We start from the raw sequence: 25,241 nt of genomic DNA on the forward strand, positions 1-25,241 counted from the left end.
GATACCATCTGTTTAATTCTCCTTTAAGTATCTAAACTTTGCCCGCCTTCAAATCTTTCTTATTTTTGCAGAAAAAGAGTCTACTTGAAAAAAAATAGCGTCACACTAAACGATATAGCAAAGGAGCTGGAAATGACAGCCGCGACAGTCTCGCGTGCACTAAGCGACCACCCAGAGATTAGTTTGAAAACCAAAAAAATTGTTCAGGAAGCTGCGCAAAGGTTAAACTATAATTCAAACCGTATCGCTTCGTCCTTACGTTCCGGCAAAACCAATGTAATCGGTGTTTTAATTCCAACCGCTGAAAACGCATTTTTCGGCTCTGTAATTCATGGAATCACCAACCTGGCCAGCAAAAGCGGATACTCTGTCCTTATTCATGAGTGCGACGAATTATACGAACTGGAAGTGAAGGGAATTCAAACTTTGATTGGCGCCCGTGTCGACGGGATCATTGTTTCTCTTTCTCGAAATACTTTGAAGTACGACCACTTTCTGGAAGTGAAACGGAGAAATATTCCACTTGTGTTTTTCGACAGAGTCCCTGATGAAATTGATATTCCTTCCGTTGTTATTGACGGATATAATGGTGCATTGCTGGCTACGCAACACCTCATTGATCAGGGTTATAAGCGAATTGCGCATATATCCGGACCGACCTATATCAAAACTTTTAATGACCGATACAGAGGATATTTAGCTGCGCTGGAAGTTAATAATATTCCCCCAGACCAAACAATTATCTACACCGGCAACATTTCAATTGAGTCCGGCATGGAAGGCACCAGACATTTATTACAGCTAAAAAATCCCCCTGACGCCATTTTTGCTGCCGAAGACTTTACTGCTCTTGGTGCTTTAAAAGAATTGAAATCAAATAAAATCCAGGTACCACAGCAATTTGGTATTTTTGGTTTTTGTAATGATATGTTTAGTGAACATACCACTCCTTCCCTATCGACGATGGATCAACAAACAGTTTTAATGGGGCAGGAAGCTTTCAAGCTGCTTTTTGATATGGTCAAAAATGGCGTTTCCTTCCAGGCAAATTCTACAAGAAAAGTCATTGAACCTAAACCGGTTTTCAGAGAATCTTCGATGAAAACCGGTTTCATCTCTTAAAATCTACCTAATAACAATGCATCTTGTTATTAGGTAGTTACAGTATTTCGTGAGGAACATTTTTTTTATGGTGATTTCCGTAAACGATTACGTTAATTTTGTAGCGAGTAAAGAATCTCATCTAAAAACTTTACGTTCTCTCAAACTTCATCCATGTTAAAAAAACTAATCATTCCAATTGTTTCAATGGCCCTTCTTACAGGGACTGCTTTTGGACAAGTTGCAACATCTACGAGCAAAGTCAAATTGCAGCTGGTGACAGACCAGCTTTCACATCCAACAGCATTTGCTGTCAATAAAAAATCACCGGACCTGATCTTTGTTTGCGAACAGGTAGGAAAAATCCGGGTGATACAAAAAGGAAAACTTGTTGCTGCCGCATTTTTGGACATAACACAAGATGTTTTGAAAAAAGATGGTTATGACGAACGCGGATTATTGGGCCTCGCTTTTCACCCTGATTATTCAAGCAATGGCAAGTTTTATGTTTATATCAGTGTTTCCGCAGTGCCTGCCGAAAAAGGTGTTGATCATCGTTCAGAAGTGCGCGAATATACGGTAAGCAAAGAAAATCCTTTGGTTGCCGACAAGGCATCTGCAAAAAAGGTTTTGACATTTGACCAGCCACAATCAAATCATAATGGCGGTGATTTGAAATTCGGTGCAGACGGTTTTTTATATATTTCTGCCGGCGATGGCGGAGGTGCTGACGACAAACACGGACAGTATGGAAATGCCCAAAACATGACAAACCTGCTCGGAAAGATCCTTCGAATTGATGTCAACAAATCTCCATACACAATTCCCGCAGACAATCCATTTGTTAAAACACAAGATGCGAGAGGAGAAATTTACGCCTATGGTTTGCGAAACCCGTGGCGGTTTAGTTTCGACAAAAAAACGAACGAGCTTTTTGCCGGAGATGTTGGACAGAACAAATACGAAGAAATTGACATTATAACAAAAGGTGGAAATTACGGCTGGAGGCCGATTGAAGGCTTTCATGATTTCAGAGCGGATGATCCCAAACCGGTCAAGCCCATTGCGCCGATTGCAGAATATCCACATCCGGAAGGCTTGAGTATCACGGGAGGATTTCTATACCGCGGAAAAGCGATTCCTTCGTTGGCAGGAAAGTATATTTTCGGCGACATGATGGGGCCGATCTGGTCTCTTACTTCAGGTGCAGATAATAAATGGACACGGGAGAAATTATCCATCGGAAAAGATGCTGGCTACTGGCACGTTTACAGTTTCGGAGAAGATATGTCCGGAGAACTTTACGTCCTGACCGAACTATTAGAGGAAAACAAAGGTGCTTTATATAAATTAGTGCCTTAAATATTAACATTTTGCTGCTGAAATATCCGGCGGAACCACAAATCAAAAGACCAGCATCTATTTTTTAGGTGCTGGTCTTTTTTCCAATATCTCCACGCTGCCTTTTGATAACTGGGATTTTTTAACGGCAATATAACAACTAAACGGTATCGAAAACAATGCGCTAATACCATAGTTTTGTTAAGCTTTTAGGTAAACATTTTAAATTTTTGAGAGTCAGTCCGTCATATTATTAGCCATGAAAAATTTATTTGAAAATTCTCTTCCGGTCGGATTAGTTATGTCGCTTTACGAATTTGATATCCCCGCTGAAAATAAGGTCGCGGTTTCAAACGCATCCCGGTCAAGCAATGTCAGAATTATAACAGAAACAGAATTGCATGATGATATCCATGATCATGTTTGGATGAATGGAGAACTTAGCTGGAAGCTTTAACGAACAAAGCATGCAGTTAAATTACCATCAAATTGATTATATAACGGCATGTTTATGGGTTTTGATAGTGACTTCTGACTACTTCTCACGTCTTGAACCAAAAGATAAGATAAAAATCAAAAACGATTTTATTAAACCTTACAATTATGAACACATCCACAATTCGCCTTGAAAGAGAAGAAGATGTATTTTACCTATTAATTGGAATTTTAATTCTTTGGGTTATCTCAATGATCAGACCACATAAAATAAGCAACCTCGATTCTGAACCCTGAATGAGATTGTTCGGTCTGATGTTCTTAATGCCGTAATTTTTTTATCAATATTGGCGGAAACTCCCCTCTAAACTGTCGTGATTGCCCCCTTGAAAGGTTTGCTGTTTCAAATAACTTTGCTTTTATAGCTCACAAAATTTCAGCAATAAAAAAATCCTATCATGAACGTTTCCATTAAAACCGTCGATGACTATATGTCCCTCCAAAGTGAGGAGGTTTGCGTCGCGCTCGAAAATATCAGGTCCTTAATTCAAGAGATTGCTCCTGAAGCTGTTGAGGTAATCAGTTATAGTATGCCTGCGTATAAGTATATGGGTAAAATGCTGATTGGATTCAAAGCCTCAAAAAATCACTGTTCGTTATACACCTGGAATGACCATACCGTCGAAACTTTTAAAGCAGAATTGAAAGATTTTAGTACATCCGTTGGGACGATACGTTTTACCAGAGACAAACCTCTTCCGGCGCAACTTGTTAAAAACATCGTTATTGCCAGAATGAAAGATAATTTTGATGGTAAGTTAAAAATGTCAACGCTGTGAATATTGGAATCAGCATTAACGCTAAATGTAACAATCTCGAAGTACAGAAATAAGACAATATGAATCCGGAAGTGACTCAATATATCGAAAAGTTGCAACCATGGCAGGTTAATGTCTGCCATGCCTTGCGAGAAATAATCTTTGAATGCATACCAGAATCAGAAGAAAGATTACAGTATGGAAAACCTCATTATCTGAAAAACGGTCATTATGCCTGCGTTATTCAGGGCTCCAAGGATAAGGTCTCATTTGTAATTTTCAATGCAGCTGAACTCGAAGATATTAAAGGATTTTTTCAGTCGACCACCAGCCCGGACAGGAAAACGGCCACGATTAAAGAAGGCCAGGATGTCGATTATTCACTATTATCACAATTATTAAAACGAGCTTCTTATTCGCTTCAATAATACCTGATGCCGCACTAACATTCAGCTTTAAATTTTTACGACATAAGAAATTTCATTACATAAAATTCGGATACCGACGTCTCTGACTGATCGAAGCAGTATATTAGTAAATTCCATTTTAAGCCATGACGCCGCGATTACCCAGTATTGTTTCAACCAAATTCTGGATACTATGGTTGATTTCAGAAATAGCATCACCAAGAGGGCCCGCGCCAATCATGTTTGTTAGTGCTCTTTTACCCTGCGGAGTATCGATAATGTCCGCAATTAAATCAGCCACTTCCTGAGGATCTCGGCTCGACTCACTTGGTTCAAAATATTGAAAAACTCCTTTGGTATAGTTAATCATATCCTCGCCATACTGATTTATCACATCCGGATTGTCTGGAATCATTTGTTTGCTCACGATATCCGTCGACTGATATGCACCTGGCTGAATTATCGCAACATCAATTCCCGAAGATTTCAACTCATAATGATAACTTACCGACAATGCATCGATCGCCGCCTTGCTGGCTGAATACACACCCATAACCGGAATATTTTGCCGGGATGTTATGCTTGAAATATTAATTATTAAACCACTTTTTCTCTTGTGCATATAGGGTAAAACAGCCTTGATCATCCGGTCTGCCGCGATCACATTGATTTGAAAAATCTGATTTGTTTGTTCCGCACTAAGTGTTTCATTTAAGCCGATGTAACCGGTTCCGGCATTATTTATCAACACGTCTATTGCCCCGTCAGTCTGAGACGCAATATTTTCCGTCGCAGCTTTCACAGATTTATCACTGGTAACATCTGCTTCAACAATGTTAATTTTCACGCCTTCCCGTTCCGCCCAGTCTGATAAATCTCTCGCGGCATTTGCATTTTTTGTCTGCACGTTCCTCATGGTAGCAAAAACCGTATGTCCTATTTTTGCTAATGTTTTTGCAGTAAGTAAACCAAAACCACTGCTTGTTCCTGTGAGAATTATATTCGCCATTTCGTTAGTATTAATTGTTCGTGAAAGACCTGATTCAAGTACTCGGTAATTTCACAAAAATACTAATGCAGACTAGCGGCGACAATGTAGTTATCCCATAAAGCGATGTACAAATTATGTTTTTCGGTTAGGCGAAGCATATCTCGAAAACTCTAGAAGCATATCTCGAAAACTCTATATGTAACCCAGTGAAAGTTTTTGCATAATTATTTAAATTACCGAATTACCAGTTTCTTAAAATCGGGATATCATGAATATAAGAAAATTCGAAAATACAGACAGAGACCTGGTTTTGCATTTACTGAGACTAAATACTCCGGCATACTTCTCTTCAAGTGAAGAAAAAGATTTGATCTATTATTTTGATTTTCACGCTGATAATTATTACATAGTCGAAAGTGAGGAAAATATCATTGGTTCTGCTGGGTTCAATCTCTCAACCGATGGAAAAACTGCTCATTTATCATGGGATATCGTCCATCCGGATTATCAGGGAAAACGAGTCGGTTCAGAGCTGACCAGGTTTAGAATACAGCTTATAAAAGAAATCGGCTCAGTACACACGTTGGCTGTAAGGACTTCACAATTTGCTTATAAATTTTACGAAAAATTTGGTTTGATACTTCGTGAAACCGTCAAAGATTACTGGGCCGAGGGCTTTGATCTTTATCAAATGGATTGTGATATAGATAAAACTATTTAAAAACTAAACAGACAGACTCTAAATCATCTGGATAAAAATCTGGCATAAAGTTTGTTGCGGATTATAGTAACACTTTAAACAGTTTGTTTATGGGCCTGACAGAATACAAAAAGAAAAGATCTTTCAACGAAACCCCGGAACCAGAATCGGGAATTCCGGAAGGAGATAAATTAAGGTTTGTTATTCAAAAACATCATGCGTCAAGACTTCATTACGATTTCAGACTTGAAATGGATGGCGTTTTGAAAAGCTGGGCTGTTCCCAAAGGTCCTTCGACGGATCCTTCTGTAAAAAGGTTGGCGATGATGGTTGAAGATCATCCTTATGATTATAAAGACTTCGAAGGAATTATTCCAAAGGGAAATTACGGCGCCGGAACTGTGATCGTCTGGGATCATGGTACTTATGAACCCTTGGAAAAGCCAGACAGTAAACAAGATCAGGAAAAACGCTTGTTAAAAGATCTGAAGTCCGGCTCGTTAAAATTTAAACTGAATGGTGAAAAAATTAAAGGTGAATTTGCATTAGTTAAAACCAAAGGTATGGAGGACAATGCCTGGCTTTTGATAAAACATAAAGACGAATTCAGCTCGAAAAACGATATTACTGAAAAAGATAAATCAGTCATTTCGGACATGACACTTGAAGCTGTGAAAAAGGATCCGGAAAAAGTTTATGATTGCAAAATAATTGAACCTGGCAGCACCGTTAAGGATAAAAAGACGGTAAGTAAAAATGAAGCGAAGGAACAGATACAAGAACAGATTGGAGAAGATAGCAGCATAGAAAAAGACAAAAAATCTGCAACTGAAATATTAAAAAAAGCCCCCAAACAAAAATTCAACACCGATATAAAACCTATGCTGGCGACATTGGTTGATAAAACATTTGATGATCCAGGTTGGGAGTATGAGGTTAAATGGGATGGATATCGCGCTGTTGCGTTCATCAATGATAAAGAAGCCGAATTAAAATCACGAAATGGCAAATCGTTCAACGACAAGTTTTACCCGATTTACAAAGAGATCTCAGAATGGAATATTAATGCAATTGTCGATGGCGAAATTGTTGTGGTTGACGATAAAGGAATTTCCGATTTTGGTTCGTTACAAAACTGGCGGAGTGAGGCGGACGGCGAATTGTACTTCTACGTTTTTGATATACTCTGGTTGGATGGAAAAGATTTAACACAACTTCCTCTTATCGAAAGAAAGGTTGTTTTGCAAAGCATTATGCCAGAAGAGGGGAATATAAAAAGTGGATACAGCGTAACTGCCGAAGGTTCTGATTTTTTTGAAGCTGCCAAAGAGCTGGGTTTGGAAGGAATAATTGCCAAACGATCGGACAGCCTTTATTATCCAGGAAGCCGGTCAAAAGACTGGCTTAAAATCAAAATAAACAAACGACAGGAGGTTGTAATTGCTGGGTATACCCGTAATGAAGGTTCGTCCAAACTTTTCAGTTCGCTGTTGCTTGGAGTATACGACGACGGTGACTTCGTCTATGTTGGAAAGGTTGGAACTGGGTTTAAAGATCAGCAGCAACGGGAAATGCTTGATCGTTTCGAACCTTTAATCATAAAGGATAGTCCGTTTACCGAACTTCCGGATTATAATAAACCATCCAGATTCCGCCCGAACCCGCCCAAAGCAAAAGCTACCTGGCTCAAACCTTCGGTTGTTTGTGAGGTAAGTTTTACCGAAATCACCGCTGACGGAGTTTTTCGGCATCCTTCTTTTGAAAGTCTACGGGAAGACAAAAATGCGAAAGACGTCACGCGTGAAACGACTAAAAAAGTCGATCTTATCATTGATAAAAAACAGTCAGGAGCTAAAAATGAGAAGATCGTCGGGAACCCAGGGAAGTCGTCCAGAAAATCATTGCTAAACCCGAAAGAGGAAACGCAGGTGAGAAAGATAAACGGAAATGAGTTGAAATTCACGAATCTGGGAAAGGTTTTCTGGCCAAAAGACGATGTTACTAAACGGGATCTGATCAATTATTATTACCAGATCGCTCCATTTATCTTACCCTACCTTGAAAACCGCCCCGTCTCACTCAACAGATTTCCAAACGGAATCGATGGAAAAAGTTTCTATCAAAAAGATGTGACAGGCAAGTCTCCCGACTGGATTGAAAAATTTCCATACAGCACTGAAACAGGGGAAAACAAAAACTTCATGGTTGCGACAGACGAAGCCAGCTTACTATACATGGCAAACCAAGGCTGTATAGAAATGAATCCCTGGAACAGCAAAACGGAAACGCCCGATAACCCGGACTGGTGTATTCTGGATCTTGATCCTGATACAACCAATACTTTCGAACAGGTTATCCTGACGGCACAAACGATAAAAACAATCCTTGACGAGTCGGACATTTCAGGTTATTGCAAAACCTCAGGTTCAACAGGTATTCATATTTATATACCGCTGGAAGCAAAATACAGCTACGATCAATGTCAATTATTTGCAAAGTGGATCGCTTCTCAGGCACAGGAAAGATTGCCCGACTTCACCAGCATTGAGCGAATGACAAAAAACAGAAAGGGCAAACTGTATATAGATTATCTGCAAAATCGCCCGAAAGCCACATTGGCCGCTCCGTATTCGGTAAGACCAAAACCTGGCGCAACCGTTTCAATGCCGCTGCATTGGGACGAAGTAAAAAAAGGTTTGCAGCTGAAAGATTTTACGATTACCAATGCGATGAAAAGAATAGAAAAAGAAGGCGATCTCTTTAAAGCAGTTTTAGGAAAAGGCATCGACCTGATGAAAATTTTGGCGGAAGTAGATTTGTAAAATCTTATCTATTTTCCAACTCTGCTATTAATAATCAGCCTAAGTGCAATTATATCACGGATCCGAAATTACTGCAATGGCATCAATTTCAATGGCGTAACCGTAATGCAGATTTGGAACCGGCACGATGGAACGCGCGGGCTTAGCTTCTCCGAGCATTTCCGCATATATTTGATTAAATAAGGGCCAGTTTTCCACGTCTGCCAGATAGACAGTGACTTTTAATAGTTTCGACGGCTCACTTCCCGCAGCTTTCAAAATTTCAATGAGATTCTGCATGGCCTGTCTGGCTTGGACCTCAAAGTTATCGGCAAAAGTATGACTTCGGTCGGGTCGTACCGGAAGCTGGCCGGAAATGTAGATGAGTCCGTTGTATGTTGTCGCTTGCACATAATGGCCGCCTGCCGGGGCTGCATTTTCTGTATTAATCACTCCTATTGATTTTGCCATATCGAAGACAGGTTTGATAAGGTTTTTCAAATGATCAAATATACGTAACCAGCTTTAAATATGTTTTCAAAAAACGTCAGCTTTGAAATATAGATTTCCTTGTAACCAATATTTTATTTATTACAACTTTGATGAGTAAAACGAAATCAATTGCTGCTTACAATGATAATCAAAATTGTAACCGCAATTAGATTTCCTTTTGTTAGCTATGAAACAACCTCTTTTGAGATATTGCGTCTGACTAAATTTTGTAATTAAAAATTCAGGTTAGTATGCTCGTCTTGTAAGAGTTTCTAAAAAAAGCGGGCTGAACAGTCCGCTTTTTTTAGAATCAAGTTTTGTTAAATATTATAATATTACCATAAAGTCAGAATCAGGACTTTTTTTCTCGTCCAGATACTCCCATGTTCTGATATTATCTTCAGGATATAAATTTCCCGGATCTTCCGGACCTTCATCGCCAAGTGCCTCAACAAAAGCGTTCAAATCTCTTTTGTAGATGCCTTCTCTTGTTATGCCGTTTTTGTCAGTGAACAAAACAGCAGATAAATTCGTCGGCCAGCTCGTTGTTTCCATATTCCATAAAGATTTGGTTTTTAATGTATTTCTAAAAAACTATACCTGCTAACTTGAATAAAAGTTAGTGTCTGACTACTGTGCGTAATCAAACAGATCGTTCCAAATCGAACGTAAGTTCAATATTCAAAAATGGGTTTTAAGAAAATAGACATGGTTTTTAAATGTGGCAAACTATTTGGCTCAACCACTACTATTGGTTCTTCTAAACACCTAAATTCTCAATATCGAATATGGCCAGATTAATTCTAACACTTATTTTATTGGTGTCAACAATATGTTTGGTAAAAAGCAAGAACGTTATAACCGGCTCGTCTTTATATTTAGGTCAGCAACCTCCCGGAGCGATTGCCGAAATTTTCGCGCCGGGAATTATATCCTTATCGGATAGATATGAATATGGTTCTATCTTCTCCCGAAATGGAGAAGAATTTTACTATGCAGCGATCATCAATCAGAAGCCTCAGATTCTTTTGAAAAGGTTTGAAAATGGTCGCTGGAGCGAAGAGATCACAATTCTGGCAAATACCAAATATGAACACAACGACCCTTTCTTATCACCCGACTGAAAAAAATTATATTTCATTTCTGATCGACCTATCGACGGACAGGGGAATGTCAAAGATTTTGATATCTGGTATTTAGAAAGAAAAAAAGGTGGTTGGTCAGCGCCAATAAATGCTGGTACTGAAATCAACACGAATAAGAACGAATATTACATGTCATTTACCAACGACGGAACAATGTACTTTTCCTCGAATGGCGGAATAGATCAGAAAGATGATAAAAATTACGATATCCGGTATTCAAAATCTGTCGGCGATAAGTTCACAACTTCTCTAAAACTGAATGATGTAATTAATACCAAACATTATGAAGCAGATGTTTTCGTTGCACCTGATGAAAGTTATTTAATTTTCTGCGCTGAAAGACCGGACGGACTTGGTAAAGGTGACCTTTTCATTAGTTTAAAGGACAAGAATGGAAACTGGCAAGAATCAACGAATATGGGTAAAGCAGTAAATTCAGAAGGTTATGAGTTTTGCCCTTTTGTTTCAAGTGACGGAAAATACCTATTTTTCAGTCGCGATGGTGATATCTTTTGGATAGATGCTAAGGTAATTAACGCGTTTAGATAAAGACCAATAAATTACAACGTTCTTATAATCAGGAGATTAAATGACTACCGAAGTTAGTACTTTAAAACTATCAAAAAGTATTTTACTTTAAAAAAATATAATATATAATAACATATTATTACTAATAGATAAAAATAATAAATATTCAACTAATAGTAAAATTAAAAAGTATTATTCTTAATATACATATTGATGTTTTTTAACATTTTTGGCATCACAATCAGACGTATCATAATTATTGTTGAACTTGCCATCACCCTTAGATGGGCGATTTCAATAAAAACCAAATTCAGATATATGCCAGATTTTAAACCTAAAAACAGTCTCTTGCCAACTAAAATACAACGTAAAACTTATATAAAATTTAAAGGAACTTGTCTTATTCCTGCGGTGGTTGCGCTGCTTGTAACTTCAATTTATGGCTGCAAAAGTTTTAATAATAGTCCGAAATACAAATTTGAAGACGGCGTTTACAAGTCAAAACTTCATGGCGTAAAAGAACACGTTTATATCGAAAATGACCATGACTCCATCATTGTATATGAGATTACAAAAGGCGTCAAAAAATTGTCCGTCGGCAACTCTGTTCGCCCTGATAGCAAGTCACCATCGAAAAACTCGCTGAAAAATATTGGCGAAAACAAGTACTGGCAAAATGGATTTGATATCGATTTCGTTACAATTCCTTTCAAATTCCGCCCTTCAACAAACTCTTTTCCTAGGCAACTTAGTAATGATTTGAATGGCGCAGTTTATTTGGGTTACAGAAATGATACTTACAGCGTCAGTTACACAAAAAATCCCATCGGTCATATAAGCCAGAAAATAGTCCATTATGGATTATCTGCCGGCATTATTACCGGCTTTGGTACAACAGCCGTGAATCCTTACAACACCAACAATAATATCTTGATTGAATATGACGGTATGGTTTGGACGAAAGGTATCGCGGTATTATTCGGGGTTGAAAAATTCACGTTTGGTTTAATAGGAGGAATTGACCACTTGCTAGACGAGAACAAAATGTTCTGGTACTATCAGGGTAAACCGTATTTGGGAGTAGCCGTGGGGTTAAATTTGAATTGAAAAATCATACTTCTATCATTTTATCAAATTTCAGAAACAGATTAAATTAGTCGGCTTTGCTGGATTGGCTTTTTAATGGTATTTGACAAAAGCGAGTACAGAAAAATCGCTATAATTTTTTTAAATTGCAAATACATTTCCCAATAAATACTCTTGATGAAAAACCTGATCCTTCAAGTCCTGACACCATTTTTCCTTTTAGGGAGCATTTTTTTAACGCTGTTTCCTGGCAACGAAAATCCGCTGGTTGAAGAAAGGCAAATCCCTATCGCTCTTTGTGCAACGCCGGGCGGGACACAAATCTTAGCGGCAGAAAACGGAAAATTTATTGGCGTCATGCCTGGCTGGGGAAGTTATTCCTACAAAATTTCTACTGCGAATGATAGTGCCCAATTCTATTTTGATCAGGGTCTGAATTTATATTATAGCTATCACATGAAAGAATCGCTGGCTTCTTTTAAAGAAGCTGCGCGTCTGGATCCAGCCTCAGCGATGACTTACTGGGGCCAGGCACTTGCCATGGGGCCATACTATAATGGAGCGCATACTTACAAAATGCCAGCGGAGATCCAGCAAGTTCTAAATAATATGAACGAAAAAGTCGGCTTGACTACGAGCAAGGAAAAATCGCTGATCGAGATAATGAATTATCGATATTCGCCCGACCTTACTGATTCAAAGCGGAAAGAACTAAACCTGGCTTACGCCGCTTCTATGCGCGAGCTTACTTTAAGTTTTCCTGACGACGACGATATCAAAGCACTTTACGTGGACGCAATTATGCTGATTCATGCCTGGGACTTTTGGAATAGTGATGGTTCTCCAAAACCGTGGACGGAAGAAGTTGTACAATTATGTCAAAAAATATTAGAAAAGAATCCGAACCATCCGGCGGCTTTACATTATCATATCCATCTCACCGAGGCGTCCCACCATCCGGAGGAAGCGCTTCCAAATGCTGATAAATTAAAAGATCTTTTTCCCGGCGTAGCGCACATGGTGCATATGTCGAGCCATGAATACCAGCGCAACGGACTTTTCGCCAAGGGAGTTGAAGTCAATGATGCGGCTGATAAAAATCTCGGTTTATACGATTCTCTCGCTAAAAACCTGACTCTCGCCATACACAGTCCTCATTATTTTGCCGTCCAAACTTACTGCGCAATGAGTGGCGGAATGTATGAAACGGGTATGCGGGATGCGCTTCGCTGTCGTGAGAGTGTCGCGCCGACAGCTGAAACAACCTATGATCAGTATTTGTACATGCTACCTTCTTTAACGCTCGTGCGCCTTGGCAAATGGGATGAATTGTTGAAGGACAATAATGCTCCGGATGAGAGCTGGACGTATGCAAGTTTACTTGATGATTTTGCAAAAGGTATGGCTTATGTCAACACCGGAAAAATGGAACTTGCTAAACAGCATTTAACCCAGTTACAGAAAAAAGCGAAAGATCCGATTCTGGAGAAACGTAGAATTCCCTTTAACGCGCCATTACCGATCGCTTTGATCGCCGGAAAAATTCTTGAAGGCTCGATCCAATTCAAAGAAAAAAATACTGTTAAAGCAATCGCCAGCCTGAATGAGGCTATTAAATTTGAGGATGGTCTGATTTACACAGAACCAAACGACTGGCCAATTCCTGCCCGGCAGTTTTTAGGAGCCATTTATTTAAAAATGGGAAAACCTGCGCTGGCAGAAAATATCTACAAGGAAGACTTGGTATGGAATCCTGGCAACGGCTGGTCTTACCTGGGGCTATACAAAAGCGCGGAGGCTCAGAAGAAAACAAAGAATCTTACAGACTACAAGAAAAAATATGAGCTGGCATTTTCTCATGCAGAGAAAATCCCGGAAGGGTCCGTTTTTATTCGTTAACAAAAAGTCAGAGGTCAGGCAAAAATCCTGGCCTCTGACTTTTTTCTGATCTTAATTACACTTCTTGTTTAAAAAATAGAAGAACAAATCAGACGGGCATAAGTCCTGTTGCGATTCCGATACGGTTCCAGGCATTAATCGTAATAATTGCCAGGATGATCTGCGCGAGGTAACTTTCATTGAAAAGACTCGCAGCCGACTTGTAAGTGGTATCAGAAACGTGATTGCTAATCAAAGTCACTTCTTCTGTTAGTGCCAGAATTGCACGTTCCTCTTCCGAGAAAAAAGGCGTTTCGCGCCATGCATTAAGCGCATAAATACGCTGCTCAGTTTCTCCGGCTTTGCGCGCATCTTTTGTGTGCAAGTCGATGCAGTAAGCACATCCGTTAATTTGTGACGCCCGAATTTTAATCAAATCGTTATGCTTTCGTGTCAAAGGCGTACTTTCAATAAATTTATCCAAAGCAATGACCGCCTTATAGCCCGTAGGCTCAATTTTGCTAATGTTAATTCTCTTTTCCATTTTGTCTTCATTTTGGTTGATACAAAATTCGATATCAACTCAGACAAAAAACTTAATCAGGTTTAAGAAATGGCTGGACTACAAAAAAATAAGATTTTTTATTCTATCATATTCTTTTGATAATGAGCAATCTTATGCTCAAATGTTTCAGCAATCTTTCCAGCTCTCCGTTTTGCTTCTTCTGACTTGTCTCCTGTAAAAAGCTCATCAATCGTTTCTGTGAACAAGGTCATCCAGGCCGCGAAATGTGAATAATCCACCGGTAACCTTTCGTGTTGCTGAAACGGATTGCCTGTGTAAGTCATCTCGCTGAGTAAAATTGTTTGCCAGAATTTATACATTTTTTCAAGATGTGGCTCCCAATTTCCCTTAATTCTTGCTTCAAAAATGGGAGCAAGTTTAGCGTCAGATCTTACTTTGTCATAAAAAGTATCAACCAATAATTTGACCTCTTCAAGTGATACAATTTCCTTTTTCGTTTCCATGATTATTGATCAGTAAGTGAATCCTGGCTTAGGTTTGGTTGTTAAAAAAAATGCTAGCGATCATGTCCCATCGTCGTCCCTAATTACTCTTTTATGCAAATGTAGAGAATGTATTTAAATAAAAGATAAAAAGATCTTTTATTATTAAACTTTTACTTTAACTTTGTCTCATCGAAATTTTTACACCTTTTAAGTATAGCGCCTATGTGCCTCTATGCGCTAATTTCCTAAAAACCATTAAAAGATAAAAAGGTATTAATATATTTAATAAGTCAAAACTATGATAATAAAAAAAGTATTTGAACAACTGGAAACTGCTACGCAACCGGTTGCAAAAATAATTCAATCAAACGAGCATTTCAAAACGCTGGTAATCGGATTGAAAAAAGGAATGATCTGGAAGGAACATGAAACGAATGTTCCTACCAGACTACTTGTTACAGAAGGTTCCGTAATCTATAAAGAGAACGGAAGGTCAATCACACTTGACCAATACGACGATCTGGAAATTCCGGTTCACGTCGTCCATACACTTGAAGCCAGCGAAGACAGTCTTTGCTTTTTGGTTCAGGGTTAAAGGTCGCTCTCCTATAAAAAATCAATCATTTAACATTACAACACATCACATGATAACGCAGGAACAAAAGAATCTGGTTAAAGCTACGGTACCGATTTTGAAAGAAAACGGAGTTCTACTTACGACTCATTTTTACAAACGTATGTTTGTACATAACCCGGAATTGAAAAATGTTTTCAACATGGGCAATCAGCAAAATGGCAGACAACAGACCGCCCTGGCAATGGCAGTTCTCGCTTATGCCGAAAACATTGAGAATCCCGGCGTGTTAATGCCTGTGGTTGATGGAATCGGACAAAAACATGTAAGTCTTAGTATTCGACCTGAACATTATATTATCGTCGGGGAACATCTTCTGGCTTCCATTTCGGAAGTTTTAGGAGCGGCTGCGACGCCGGAAATTCTGGATGCCTGGGGAGTTGCCTATTCCCAGCTGGCTGAGATTATGTCGGGATATGAGACAAAACTTTACCGACAGCAGGTTGAGAAAAAAGGGGGCTGGACAGGCTGGCGTCCGTTTATTGTAAAAGCGAAGGTTCAGGAGCCGACGGAAATTACTTCCTTTCATTTATATCCGGCGGACGGTGGCAACGTCGCGGATTTCACACCTGGTCAATTTTTGAGCGTTCGGTTGTTTTTACCCGAATTGAATCTGCTGCAACCACGCCAGTACAGTATATCAAACGCTCCGAACGGTATGTATTACAGGATTTCAGTAAAAAAAGAAATATCAGTCAACCCGAATCCAGATGGTTTAATCAGCAATCGCCTGCATGATTTCATCAACCCGGGTGACCTGATTGATGTCTCTGCTCCTGCCGGGACTTTTATGCTGAAAAATGAAAACGATCACCCGGTTGTATTTATCAGCGGCGGTGTAGGGCAAACTCCGCTGATCAGTATGCTGGAAGAACTGATCAAAAGCGGAAGTAAAAAGCCTATAACCTGGATTCATGGAGCGCGTAACGAGGAAGTGCACGCTTTCAAAAAATTGATTGATTACTGGGCGGAAGATGAAAATGTGATTCAAAAACACATTTTTTACAATAATGCTGACAAACAATCATCGCCGGAGACATTTTATCCTGGCTGGGTGGAGCTGGATATTTTAGGACCTGAATTAATCGCTGAAAACACCGACTACTATATCTGCGGTCCGGCTCCATTTATTTCCAAACATTACAACCATCTAATTACCAACGGGATAAAGAAGGAGTATATCCATTTTGAAGAATTCGGACCTCAAACTTTGAACCTTAATTAATGAGAAAACAGCTGCCCGGGAGATTTTCTTCGGGCAGCTGTTTTCTTATTATCACATTGTCATTAATTCACCAGGTTTCTGTGCTCCGCAATGACGGTTCAGCAGCCGTTCATCATTTAAAGTTAAAGACCAGCCGAACCCCGGGAGCCAAACTTTGTATTATAGGTTGACTTAACTTTGGTTCCAGACGGAAAGTTAGGTCGTCAGACATATCAAAAGTTTTTAGATGCACTGCAACATTGGCTTCAATGATTGAGACGACATAAATGGCGGCAGTTACGACAACAGAAAGCTCAAAATAGCGTCGATAAGCATCCTTGTAACGTCTCATCTGATCAATTGAGAATGGCCGCGCTTCCTGTCGTTCACCATTCAGAATTCCTCCACGATAATAAACAGGCAGGAAAGAACCGTTTGTTAGACCTGCTTTAATTTTCCCGTAGTTTTTATTGTCGGGATCTGCATTCAGATCATAAAATGACAGATAACCTCGAACAAAATCCTGATACCGAATCTGCCAATATATCGCCGTCCAGGTACCTCCCGCCAGGGCTGCATAAACCAGTGGAGCTTTCCAATAATCCCGGTTATAGATTTGCCCTGAACCTGGAATTAGTGCAGCAAGTCTGGTAGCCCTGGCTGGGTTTGGCACGAAGCTTCTTTTTTCGGTTTTCTGAGAATCGATTTCAGATAGTCCGGGATTTTGATTTTCCGATTCACCCAAATAATGGACGGAAAAATTAGGCTCGACCGTTGAAGACAGTGCATAAGTAGATGACAGGATCAGAACGATCCAAAGGTAATTTTTCATGATGGCTAATAAATTAAAATGAACCTCCTATCGCCTTATGGGCGCATTATTCTCACACCAAATGTATGGAAAGGCCTACCCGAAAACGCAGGAACTAACCGCCTTTAACATACTTTATGATATTCCGCCATTCGTTTTTTACCATTAAATAGGTTCTTCAAAACCCGACCTTTGTTTATATACTGATGCTTGTAGAAATATATTATTTTTATAAATGACAAATGCGATCCGTTGCTCTTTCAAAATCTGTATTCCTTAAATTACACCACCTTATGAAACCTCTACACAAAAAATTAAAGCTTTCTTTTTCCTGCCTTTTGCTTCTCGCCATTTGTGTTACAGGCTGTTTTAAAGATCACAACCTGCCTCCGGATCCGGAATTAAAATATCTGACCCGCTCTGAAAATATCGCAAATGTGTCCGCTGCCGAAGTGAAACTAAGAGCAAGCGCACTGGCTTTATTTGTAAAAAACAGTGTGAAAGTTTACAAATTGACCTACACCACCAAAACGCTGGATGGAAAACCGATCCAGGCATCCGGTATCGTCCTTTACTCTGAGAATTTTACAGATAGTCTTTCTGTTTTGAGTTTTCAACATGGCACAATTACGACGCAGGACGAAGCACCTTCAAACTATAAACCGGTTGGAAATGCAGAAGCGTTTGTGGCCGCAACAGCCGCAGCGTCACTGGCGAAAGGATATTTTATCGTTATGCCAGACTATCTTGGCTTTGGTGAAAGCAAAACCATCCAGCATCCTTATCAGCACAAAGCTTCACTAGCATGGGCAAGTCTGGATATGCTTCGCGCTGCTAATGAATTTGCAGGACAATATAGTTTAAAATTAAAGAAAAAAATTCAGCTGGCTGGGTATTCGGAAGGCGGTTATGCCACGATGGCCTTACACCAGGAAATTGAAACGAATGCTTCATCTGAATTTCCTGTGCTTAAAAGTTATCCTGCTGCCGGTCCTCATGATATGGTCAGCACGGCGAAATGGGTTGTAAGCCAGACCACTGATATGCCTGCTGCTGCGGCCAGTTATTATCTTTGGGTGCTTCTGACCTATAATCAAATCTACGGAATCAATGCACCACTGACGGATATGATCACACCAGTGAACGCAGCGAAGGTTGCTGCGGCAGTTGCGGCAGGAAACCCGCTGGCAGCCGAAATTGACTTGAACCCATCAAAACTATACACAGCAGATTTCATTTCAGGAATTAAAAATTCAACTAATACGAAGTTCATTGCAGCCCTGAAAGCAAATGATGTATACGACTGGAAACCCAGAGCACCAGTCCAGTTATTTCATTCAGAAGGTGACGACTTTGTTCCATTTTTGAACGCGACGATAGCGGAGAAGAAACTGCAAGAAAATGGAGCATCGGCAACTTTGATCCGCATTCAGCCTTCCACCGCGACACACCGGGAAGCTGCTCAGATTTATTTAACCACAATGATCGGGATCCTTTTGACGCCTTAACGATTGATAATACATTTATAAAAAACGAAATCCGTCGGAGCAGCCGACGGATTTCGTTTAAATAATTCTTAAATTTCAAGCAAGTTCTGGTTCCGGCCCACGATAGTCAACAGGCTTTTTCAGGTTTGTTATTTTGACAGGTTTCCCCTCTTTTGCAGACTGGTAAATCGCTTCCATGATGATGTGATCCTGCAACCCTTCCTCTCCGGGTGTAAATGGTTTTTTGTTGTTAATAACACAGTCTGAAAAATAATCCATCTCGGTCATAAACTGGTTGACCTCTGCAATACCAATATTTTGATGCAATTCCAGTTTTCCATCTGCTTTTGCAGTGCTCAAATCCTGTCCTTTATAAGCGTAGGCCTTATCCAAATTCAGCCATCCCTTTTCACAGAGCACGCGATAACGACGACTTTCGTGTACATTATAATGCGTAGAACAGCTTGCAAAAACGCCGCCGGGAAATTTCATTTGCCAGGACACCATTTCTTCCACTTCTGTAAATAACGGATTTCCCGGGGTGCTATACTGGTATGCAAAAACCTCAGTTGGCTCCTCACCCAAAATAAAACGTGTTGTGTTCAGGCAATATAATCCTATATCAGGCAATGCGCCGCCGCCCGCCAATTTTTTCTTATGCCGCCAGTGATCAGGATTGGCACTGCTCTGACAATTTGATGCCTCAACCATTTTTGTGTTACCAAATTCCTTTTTTTGCAAAAGCTCACGCAATTTCCGATTATGCGGTTGGTATTGAATACGATAAGCCACCATTAATTTAACTTTCGCATCGGCACAGGCGTCAATCATTTCCTGACACTCTTTACTGGAATTGGCCATTGGCTTTTCACACAAAATGTGCTTTCCTGCCTTCGCTCCTCTTATCGTGAACTCTTTGTGCATACTGTTTGGTAAAACAATATAAATCACTTCAACCTCAGGATTATTTTTAAGTTGATCGTAGGTTTGATAACTGTAACAGCTATCCGGTTTGATGGCATATTGACCCGCAACTTTTTTCATTTTTTCAGGATTGCCACTCACCAGCGCTACTAACTTAGATTTTTTACACATATTCAGCGCCGGAATAATCTCCTCCAGAGACAGGTGTCCTAATCCTACAACGGCATACCCTACCCTTTTGTCCGGCGGCAAGGGCATTGGAACTGGCGCTGACGCCTGATCATATTCCGATTTCCATTTGTCCAAAACAATCTGCTCATCAGGTTTTGACAGCTGGCGTGTTTGTTTTCCCGGCTCATTTTTTTGCGCAGAAACCGGAGAAATTCCGCCCGAAATTACAGCGCTTCCAATTGCTCCGGCAGCGACATATTTCCCGGTCATCGATAAAAAACCTTTTCTCGTTATCGGTGTTTCAGTATTATTTTCGAATTCTGTTGATGAATGTAAGTCTTTTCCCTCTTTCATAATCTGGTTTTTGATTTATGACAAGGCGGTGGCAATTATCATACCCCAGCATTATTCCCAAGGCAAAGCATCAACACGTCTGTAAACTCTCTGCTATGCGCGTCAAAGTTTGCACAAGAGGCATTAAGAACGGGAACGAGTTAACTGATTTTGTGTGTATTATACATAATCATTGGAGTGGAATCCCCACTTTTAAAGCATTTCGATAAACATCCCTTCGCCCATTATCTCGGTCAGCAACTCCAAAGCGTAATCTGAAAAATGCAGTAAGTTTAATAACCCAAGGCGCATTTTGTTCGGCAAGAAACCATAATATTTTTTGAAAGCGGCCGTGAAATGCGTGGCATGTTTGTAACCCATCCTTTGTGCTACATCAGATATTTTACACCCTTCTGCAACAAGTTCCTGCTTGGACTTTTCCATTCTGAAATCGTGGAGGTATCCAAAGACAGTAGTTCCAAAAACTTCTTTAAAGTACTTCTTCAGACTGTATTCGTTGGTTCCTACCCGGTGTGCCAGATCTTTTATTGAAAGTGGCGCTTCAAGATTTTCAACGAGAATTTCCTTGGCCAGATGCATTTTGAGGACATCTTCATCTTTTAACCCAGAAGTAATATCCGGCAGGGGCAGCTGTTCATATTGTTCAAATTGCAAAGCAAGCAGCTCAATCACCTTCGCTTTAACAAACAGAATTTTATGGTAACCTATATACTGGCAATGTAATATTTCAAATAATGTGGAAATCATACGCGAGGTAACCGGAAGATTTCTTGAACTCAAAAAAGCCGGCATAACTTCTCTGATCCCCTCCTGAAAATGTTTGTAAAGTGCATGATTTTCGGGAAGGTTATGGAAGAAAAACTCGGGAGAAATATTAATTGAAAAAGTTTCACTTTCCAGGTTAGGCTGCCACTGAATTGTCATTTTCCGTTGCGGCAGAAGTAATAGATTATGCTGATACGGCTTAAAGCGGACGAAAGGTTTCGTGAAAGATTCGGAAAGATAAGTTGTGACATTTTGCAAACAAAAATTCATCTGGATGTGTGAACCCGAGGTGTCGATAAGGAGTGGTTTCCTGGAAGTTACCTGAAACTTTCCATACCAAAAATGGACACCTTGAAGTAGAATTTCCTTACCCGTTCCGCGAATATAATCATTGTCAAATTCAAGATTATTTTCTATTATTTCATCTCTTTGCATTAAAGTAAAATCAGGATACTCCCAGCTCTGAACAGACTCCTGTTTCGGCTCGGCCGTTTCCCTGAACGCTTCATTTTTATTCGTAATCATTTGACTCTCCACCACTGTTCGAGTTATCGCCACAGAATCCAAATGGACGCTAATTAGACTAACTATAAACAACATTACGAAAAATATCCGATTATGCCATAGGAACGCTATTTCGTCAGGGAGCAGAATTTAAGGTTTTGTCATTATAGTTCAATCTGAGCCATCAGTTTTCCTGAGGAAGCCGAATGGAAATAAGTTCGGCAGATTTGCCTGTCTTTCCTCTAATTCTATCCCTGAAAGCATGTGACCCAGGATCGGTTCGCATTTTTCACGACAGGCAGGATAAAATTTTCCATGTTGCCAGTGTGCAGATTTGGGCGACTTACCCCACCAGAACTCAGCCATGGCAAGTGGCGTCATTTTGTTCTGAAAAGCATATTGCAATAATTTCGGAGCAGCACATTCTCCCGCTCCCGCAGGTGGATTTTTGTATGAAGCATTTTCAAAAATTTTCCGAAGGCTTAATGTTTCGCCATTTCGGTTCAGGAAATTATATTGGTCAAAAATCTGGTTCTGTAATGATACTGAGTGAGATCTGCGATGAACTTTCAAATCGTATATTTCCTTGACAAATTTAGAAGATGAGAGCAGTTCCAGCTTTTTTATTTCTACATTAATCTGAGAGAGTTCCAACATACCAATGTTCAAAAAGCCGCCTTCTGCTACACCATCAAAAATAGGCGGCACAAATCCTTCCAGATTGTTTCGACCCGCAATTTTCCCCGAAAAAGCTGATAAATATCCAATTTCACCATTTTCATCTTTGACCACTAATACGCCAAACATCTTTCCGATAATGGCCTCATCACTATTGGAAAGGCCGAAGTTATGTTCCCAATCCTGTTGCGTATTCAAATAAGACTGTAATTGTTCGACTGCTAGCAGACTTAGCGGATGGGGTTCGTAAGAAAAAGGAAAAGTGAAGCGCTCCGGAATTGGATACCCTCCTATCGATTTTCCGAAAGATGAAAAAATTTGATCAGTAAATTTGGAAGTATGTGTCAAAAAAATATTGATGATATTTATAATGAGTGTTCGAATTACTCACTTAATTAAGTGAATGAAAGTACTTATGTTACAGATTAAAATGACAACAAAATTCAGTTCACATGATATGACCAAATAAATGTAAAACAAACACTTAACCCTTCGTGGAACCAAAGCTACAATTCACAATGGGTATTGCAAAATGATTATAAATGAAAGCAAAATTTTTATTGACAAAGTATAAAATAAATTATTTTCAGGTGCGAATACGATATAAAATAGATTATTTTCATATCGAGTTTTTTCTAAGTTTAGAACGTAAATTTTTGAATTCAGACAATCTTCTTTCAGTTCTTTGCTTTACCTTTGCATAGTAATCTCTTTCATTCTTTTATAGGAGCCATTTCAAATGGATCGTAGAGGTCTCTCTGCCACAAGTATTTTCAACTTGCTGTTTTCCATGAATTAAAAGAATGAGCGCAATGCAAATAGCGGGTTTCCCTGCATAGATTGGTCATTGACCACAAGATTGTGATCGCCCCCAAAAGCGCCAACATCTTGTTGCAGATTACTTAGCGGTCAATTATGACCGCTTTTTTTGTATCCCGAATTACCTTTTCGTTGTTTGAAATTGACGATAGTAATTATGTCAAGACAGATCAAAATTATCCTGATTTACTTCGACAGCCTTACTCGTTTTTTTGCCTGCCCGCTCACCAGGCACAAAATCATCTTCGATCCACCTGATAAAGTTTTGCGTGTGCGTAATGTACATGTTGGCAGTTAACGGTTTCAGATTAGACGATTCAATTTCATTGATGTATAGACTCATGAGTCTGTTAATTTCCTCCGCTAATTCCAGGTTTGTCTTCATGATTTTCCGTTGGGTTTTTCAATGTTGAGTGTAATAATGACTTACATTTAATGGTTCAAAAAAGCTGCATACTTGCTATACGTAAATGATATACCGATAACTCAAACGAGGCCCGGCTGAACAAATCAAAAACTGCCGGGCCAGGTGTAGAGGGTAGGTTAGTTGATAAAATTCAAAAGTACTCTTTGGTTAATTTTTATAATTAATCGATGTCCCTTGGGCTACATTAAATGTTTACAAATATAGACAGAGCCAATTTCATTTGTTTTCAAATTATACTGTTGGTAGTACTGGGACGCCGATTTGAGGGTTTGAGTTAACGGTTGGGGTTTTCAACGAATTCAAATGTTAAGTATTTGTATATTTTTACAAATTGCTGTACGTTCTAAAACTACCTGTTTTGTATATTCATTATATAGGATCACCAGAGAAATTTATCTTCAAATAAACATTTTTTGATATATCACCGGCAGTATACAGTTGTTAGGTTTTAGGGTTTGGTTAGTAACCTTTACTTTACAGTTGGTGAAGTAGCACAAATGCCAGGAGATCGAATGAATCATATGGCACGAAAAAATAATTTTCGAATTTCTATTTAAACGTATAATCGGTTATTTTTACCAGAATGACGGTAAATAATCAAACCACTTTCTTGGATTCGCTCCATTGATTATAACGGCATAGAACAGGTAATGGCATACCGGGATGGGAGTAAACTAATCCCTACTTATAGTCCATAGGTTACTTGTCTCAAATTGCCCGACAAACACGCACAGCTCGTTAATCAGGAACAATTTTAGTATCAGATTTACAGTGAAAATGATGAATATTATAAGTCATCAGGACCCTTTGTGAACCTGACATTTAACCCAACTTTATGATCTCCACAATTATTATTGATGATGAATTACATTGTATCCAAACCCTCCTTAAAAACATTGAACTACACTGCCCGCAGGTTAAAGTGATAACTACTTGTCAGTCAGGAAAGGAAGGTATTGATGCAATAAAAAAACATAATCCGGACCTGGTATTTCTCGACGTTGAGATGCCTGAGATGAATGGATTTGAAATGCTGGACAAAATGTCTGCGCCTCGTGATTTCCAACTTATTTTCACAACGACATATGATCAATTTGTACTTCGGGCTATGCGGGCCAGCGCAATTGATTATTTAATGAAACCCATTGACGGTCCAGAGTTGGCGCAGGCTATTGAACGTGTGGAAAAGCAGCTGCGTAACAATAATGCTGAGAATCATAGAATCGTAAATTTAATTTCTAATAGTGATCTTGATGAAGACGATCAGCGAATTGCTCTGCCGGACCGACATGGCTATATTTTTGTCAGTCCAGCCGAAATCTGTTACTGTAAGGCCGAAGGTGCATACACGCATGTATATCTCACCAACGAACGAAAAATCTTAATTTCGAAAGCACTGGGCGAAACAGAAATTATGCTACCGCCAAGGACTTTCGAAAGGATTCACCATTCCAGCATTGTGAACCTGGCACATATCCGACAACTAAAAAAAGGTGATGGACTTTTTATCATCATGTCCAACGGAGACAGTCTTAGTGTTGCACGTTCTAAAAAAGACCATTTACTTAGCAGACTTGGGGTGAAATAATTCTCATATTGATTTTAAAAAAAGACCCAAATTTTAAAAGCAGAAGTCTCGCCTTTCATAACCATTGGATTAGGATTAAATAGTCCGGTTTTACGGATTATGGGTGACACTTCTGTACTTTTTCGAAATAATTTGATTATT

Annotated in this window: 25 protein-coding genes; 15 read left to right on the forward strand and 10 right to left on the reverse strand. The window is 39.4% G+C overall.

The window, feature by feature from the left end; translation table 11 throughout:
- Positions 1-84 precede the first annotated feature (84 nt).
- From L0657_RS21475 to L0657_RS21495, 5 genes are all read left to right on the forward strand, one after another.
- Complete coding sequence (locus L0657_RS21475) at positions 85-1,122, forward strand: LacI family DNA-binding transcriptional regulator (RefSeq protein ID WP_235152820.1); 1,038 nt, start codon at positions 85-87, stop codon at positions 1,120-1,122.
- A 153-nt stretch (positions 1,123-1,275) separates the two neighbouring features.
- Positions 1,276-2,463, forward strand: coding sequence for a sorbosone dehydrogenase family protein (locus L0657_RS21480; RefSeq protein WP_235152821.1), 1,188 nt, complete (start codon positions 1,276-1,278; stop codon positions 2,461-2,463).
- A gap of 238 nt (positions 2,464-2,701) precedes the next feature.
- Positions 2,702-2,899, forward strand: a complete 198-nt coding sequence (locus L0657_RS21485; protein WP_235152822.1) for a hypothetical protein — start codon at positions 2,702-2,704, stop codon at positions 2,897-2,899.
- Between the two features lie 436 nt (positions 2,900-3,335).
- Positions 3,336-3,716 (forward strand): iron chaperone, encoded by a 381-nt coding sequence (locus tag L0657_RS21490; RefSeq protein ID WP_235152823.1) that lies wholly within the window; start codon positions 3,336-3,338, stop codon positions 3,714-3,716.
- 59 nt (positions 3,717-3,775) lie between these two features.
- Entirely contained in the window at positions 3,776-4,123 is a 348-nt protein-coding gene (locus tag L0657_RS21495) for a DUF1801 domain-containing protein (RefSeq protein WP_235152824.1), read from the forward strand.
- Between the two features lie 118 nt (positions 4,124-4,241).
- On the opposite strand, the gene L0657_RS21500 is transcribed toward L0657_RS21495, so the two are convergent.
- On the reverse strand, positions 4,242-5,111 hold the full coding sequence (locus L0657_RS21500) for an SDR family oxidoreductase (RefSeq protein ID WP_235152825.1): 870 nt from the start codon (positions 5,109-5,111) through the stop codon (positions 4,242-4,244).
- A gap of 250 nt (positions 5,112-5,361) precedes the next feature.
- On the opposite strand from L0657_RS21500, the gene L0657_RS21505 reads away from it, so the two are divergent.
- Positions 5,362-5,814, forward strand: coding sequence for a GNAT family N-acetyltransferase (locus tag L0657_RS21505; protein WP_235152826.1), 453 nt, complete (start codon positions 5,362-5,364; stop codon positions 5,812-5,814).
- 89 nt (positions 5,815-5,903) lie between these two features.
- Positions 5,904-8,615 carry a DNA ligase D gene (ligD, locus tag L0657_RS21510; RefSeq protein ID WP_235152827.1) on the forward strand — a complete coding sequence of 904 codons (2,712 nt, stop codon included), beginning with the start codon at positions 5,904-5,906 and terminating at the stop codon, positions 8,613-8,615.
- A gap of 54 nt (positions 8,616-8,669) precedes the next feature.
- Here the strand turns inward: ligD and L0657_RS21515 are convergent, their stop codons facing one another.
- Positions 8,670-9,065: a RidA family protein gene (locus tag L0657_RS21515; protein WP_235152828.1), complete on the reverse strand. Its 396-nt coding sequence runs from the start codon at positions 9,063-9,065 to the stop codon at positions 8,670-8,672.
- Between the two features lie 348 nt (positions 9,066-9,413).
- Complete coding sequence (locus L0657_RS21520) at positions 9,414-9,641, reverse strand: hypothetical protein (protein WP_235152829.1); 228 nt, start codon at positions 9,639-9,641, stop codon at positions 9,414-9,416.
- A 233-nt stretch (positions 9,642-9,874) separates the two neighbouring features.
- Here L0657_RS21520 and L0657_RS21525 point away from each other — a divergent pair, with 233 nt between their 5' ends.
- The 4 genes from L0657_RS21525 (at position 9,875) to L0657_RS21540 (ending at position 13,744) form a co-directional block, all read left to right on the forward strand.
- A complete protein-coding gene (locus L0657_RS21525) occupies positions 9,875-10,210 on the forward strand; it encodes a hypothetical protein (RefSeq protein ID WP_235152830.1) in 336 nt (111 codons plus the stop codon).
- Between the two features lie 150 nt (positions 10,211-10,360).
- Positions 10,361-10,780 (forward strand): hypothetical protein, encoded by a 420-nt coding sequence (locus L0657_RS21530; protein WP_235152831.1) that lies wholly within the window; start codon positions 10,361-10,363, stop codon positions 10,778-10,780.
- A gap of 297 nt (positions 10,781-11,077) precedes the next feature.
- Complete coding sequence (locus L0657_RS21535) at positions 11,078-11,866, forward strand: hypothetical protein (RefSeq protein ID WP_235152832.1); 789 nt, start codon at positions 11,078-11,080, stop codon at positions 11,864-11,866.
- Between the two features lie 156 nt (positions 11,867-12,022).
- Positions 12,023-13,744 (forward strand): M48 family metallopeptidase, encoded by a 1,722-nt coding sequence (locus L0657_RS21540; protein WP_235152833.1) that lies wholly within the window; start codon positions 12,023-12,025, stop codon positions 13,742-13,744.
- A gap of 88 nt (positions 13,745-13,832) precedes the next feature.
- On the opposite strand, the gene L0657_RS21545 is transcribed toward L0657_RS21540, so the two are convergent.
- A complete protein-coding gene (locus L0657_RS21545) occupies positions 13,833-14,267 on the reverse strand; it encodes a carboxymuconolactone decarboxylase family protein (RefSeq protein ID WP_235152834.1) in 435 nt (144 codons plus the stop codon).
- Positions 14,268-14,365: 98 nt separating this feature from the next.
- Positions 14,366-14,752, reverse strand: a complete 387-nt coding sequence (locus L0657_RS21550; RefSeq protein ID WP_235152835.1) for a group III truncated hemoglobin — start codon at positions 14,750-14,752, stop codon at positions 14,366-14,368.
- 280 nt (positions 14,753-15,032) lie between these two features.
- Here L0657_RS21550 and L0657_RS21555 point away from each other — a divergent pair, with 280 nt between their 5' ends.
- Together L0657_RS21555 and hmpA are read left to right on the forward strand one after the other, a co-directional pair.
- Positions 15,033-15,329, forward strand: coding sequence for a hypothetical protein (locus tag L0657_RS21555; protein WP_235152836.1), 297 nt, complete (start codon positions 15,033-15,035; stop codon positions 15,327-15,329).
- Positions 15,330-15,378: 49 nt separating this feature from the next.
- The gene (gene hmpA / locus L0657_RS21560; protein ID WP_235152837.1) at positions 15,379-16,593 is read left to right on the forward strand and encodes an NO-inducible flavohemoprotein; all 1,215 of its coding nucleotides are present in this window, start codon (positions 15,379-15,381) and stop codon (positions 16,591-16,593) included.
- Positions 16,594-16,705: 112 nt separating this feature from the next.
- On the opposite strand, the gene L0657_RS21565 is transcribed toward hmpA, so the two are convergent.
- Complete coding sequence (locus tag L0657_RS21565; RefSeq protein WP_235152838.1) at positions 16,706-17,404, reverse strand: DUF5683 domain-containing protein; 699 nt, start codon at positions 17,402-17,404, stop codon at positions 16,706-16,708.
- 272 nt (positions 17,405-17,676) lie between these two features.
- On the opposite strand from L0657_RS21565, the gene L0657_RS21570 reads away from it, so the two are divergent.
- Positions 17,677-18,891 (forward strand): S9 family peptidase, encoded by a 1,215-nt coding sequence (locus L0657_RS21570; protein WP_235152839.1) that lies wholly within the window; start codon positions 17,677-17,679, stop codon positions 18,889-18,891.
- A gap of 75 nt (positions 18,892-18,966) precedes the next feature.
- Here L0657_RS21570 and L0657_RS21575 read toward each other — a convergent pair whose 3' ends face one another.
- The 4 genes from L0657_RS21575 to L0657_RS21590 form a co-directional block, all read right to left on the reverse strand.
- On the reverse strand, positions 18,967-20,319 hold the full coding sequence (locus tag L0657_RS21575; RefSeq protein WP_235152840.1) for a Gfo/Idh/MocA family protein: 1,353 nt from the start codon (positions 20,317-20,319) through the stop codon (positions 18,967-18,969).
- 192 nt (positions 20,320-20,511) lie between these two features.
- Positions 20,512-21,609, reverse strand: a complete 1,098-nt coding sequence (locus tag L0657_RS21580; RefSeq protein WP_235152841.1) for an AraC family transcriptional regulator — start codon at positions 21,607-21,609, stop codon at positions 20,512-20,514.
- A gap of 150 nt (positions 21,610-21,759) precedes the next feature.
- Positions 21,760-22,614: a pseudouridylate synthase gene (locus L0657_RS21585; protein ID WP_235152842.1), complete on the reverse strand. Its 855-nt coding sequence runs from the start codon at positions 22,612-22,614 to the stop codon at positions 21,760-21,762.
- A gap of 631 nt (positions 22,615-23,245) precedes the next feature.
- Positions 23,246-23,470 (reverse strand): hypothetical protein, encoded by a 225-nt coding sequence (locus tag L0657_RS21590; RefSeq protein ID WP_235152843.1) that lies wholly within the window; start codon positions 23,468-23,470, stop codon positions 23,246-23,248.
- Between the two features lie 877 nt (positions 23,471-24,347).
- Between L0657_RS21590 and L0657_RS21595 the strand changes: the two genes are divergently transcribed.
- Positions 24,348-25,100 carry a LytTR family DNA-binding domain-containing protein gene (locus tag L0657_RS21595; protein ID WP_235152844.1) on the forward strand — a complete coding sequence of 251 codons (753 nt, stop codon included), beginning with the start codon at positions 24,348-24,350 and terminating at the stop codon, positions 25,098-25,100.
- Positions 25,101-25,241 lie beyond the last annotated feature (141 nt).

Origin of the sequence: Dyadobacter sp. CY345 (assembly GCF_021502725.1) — a bacterium.
Lineage (GTDB): Bacteria > Bacteroidota > Bacteroidia > Cytophagales > Spirosomataceae > Dyadobacter.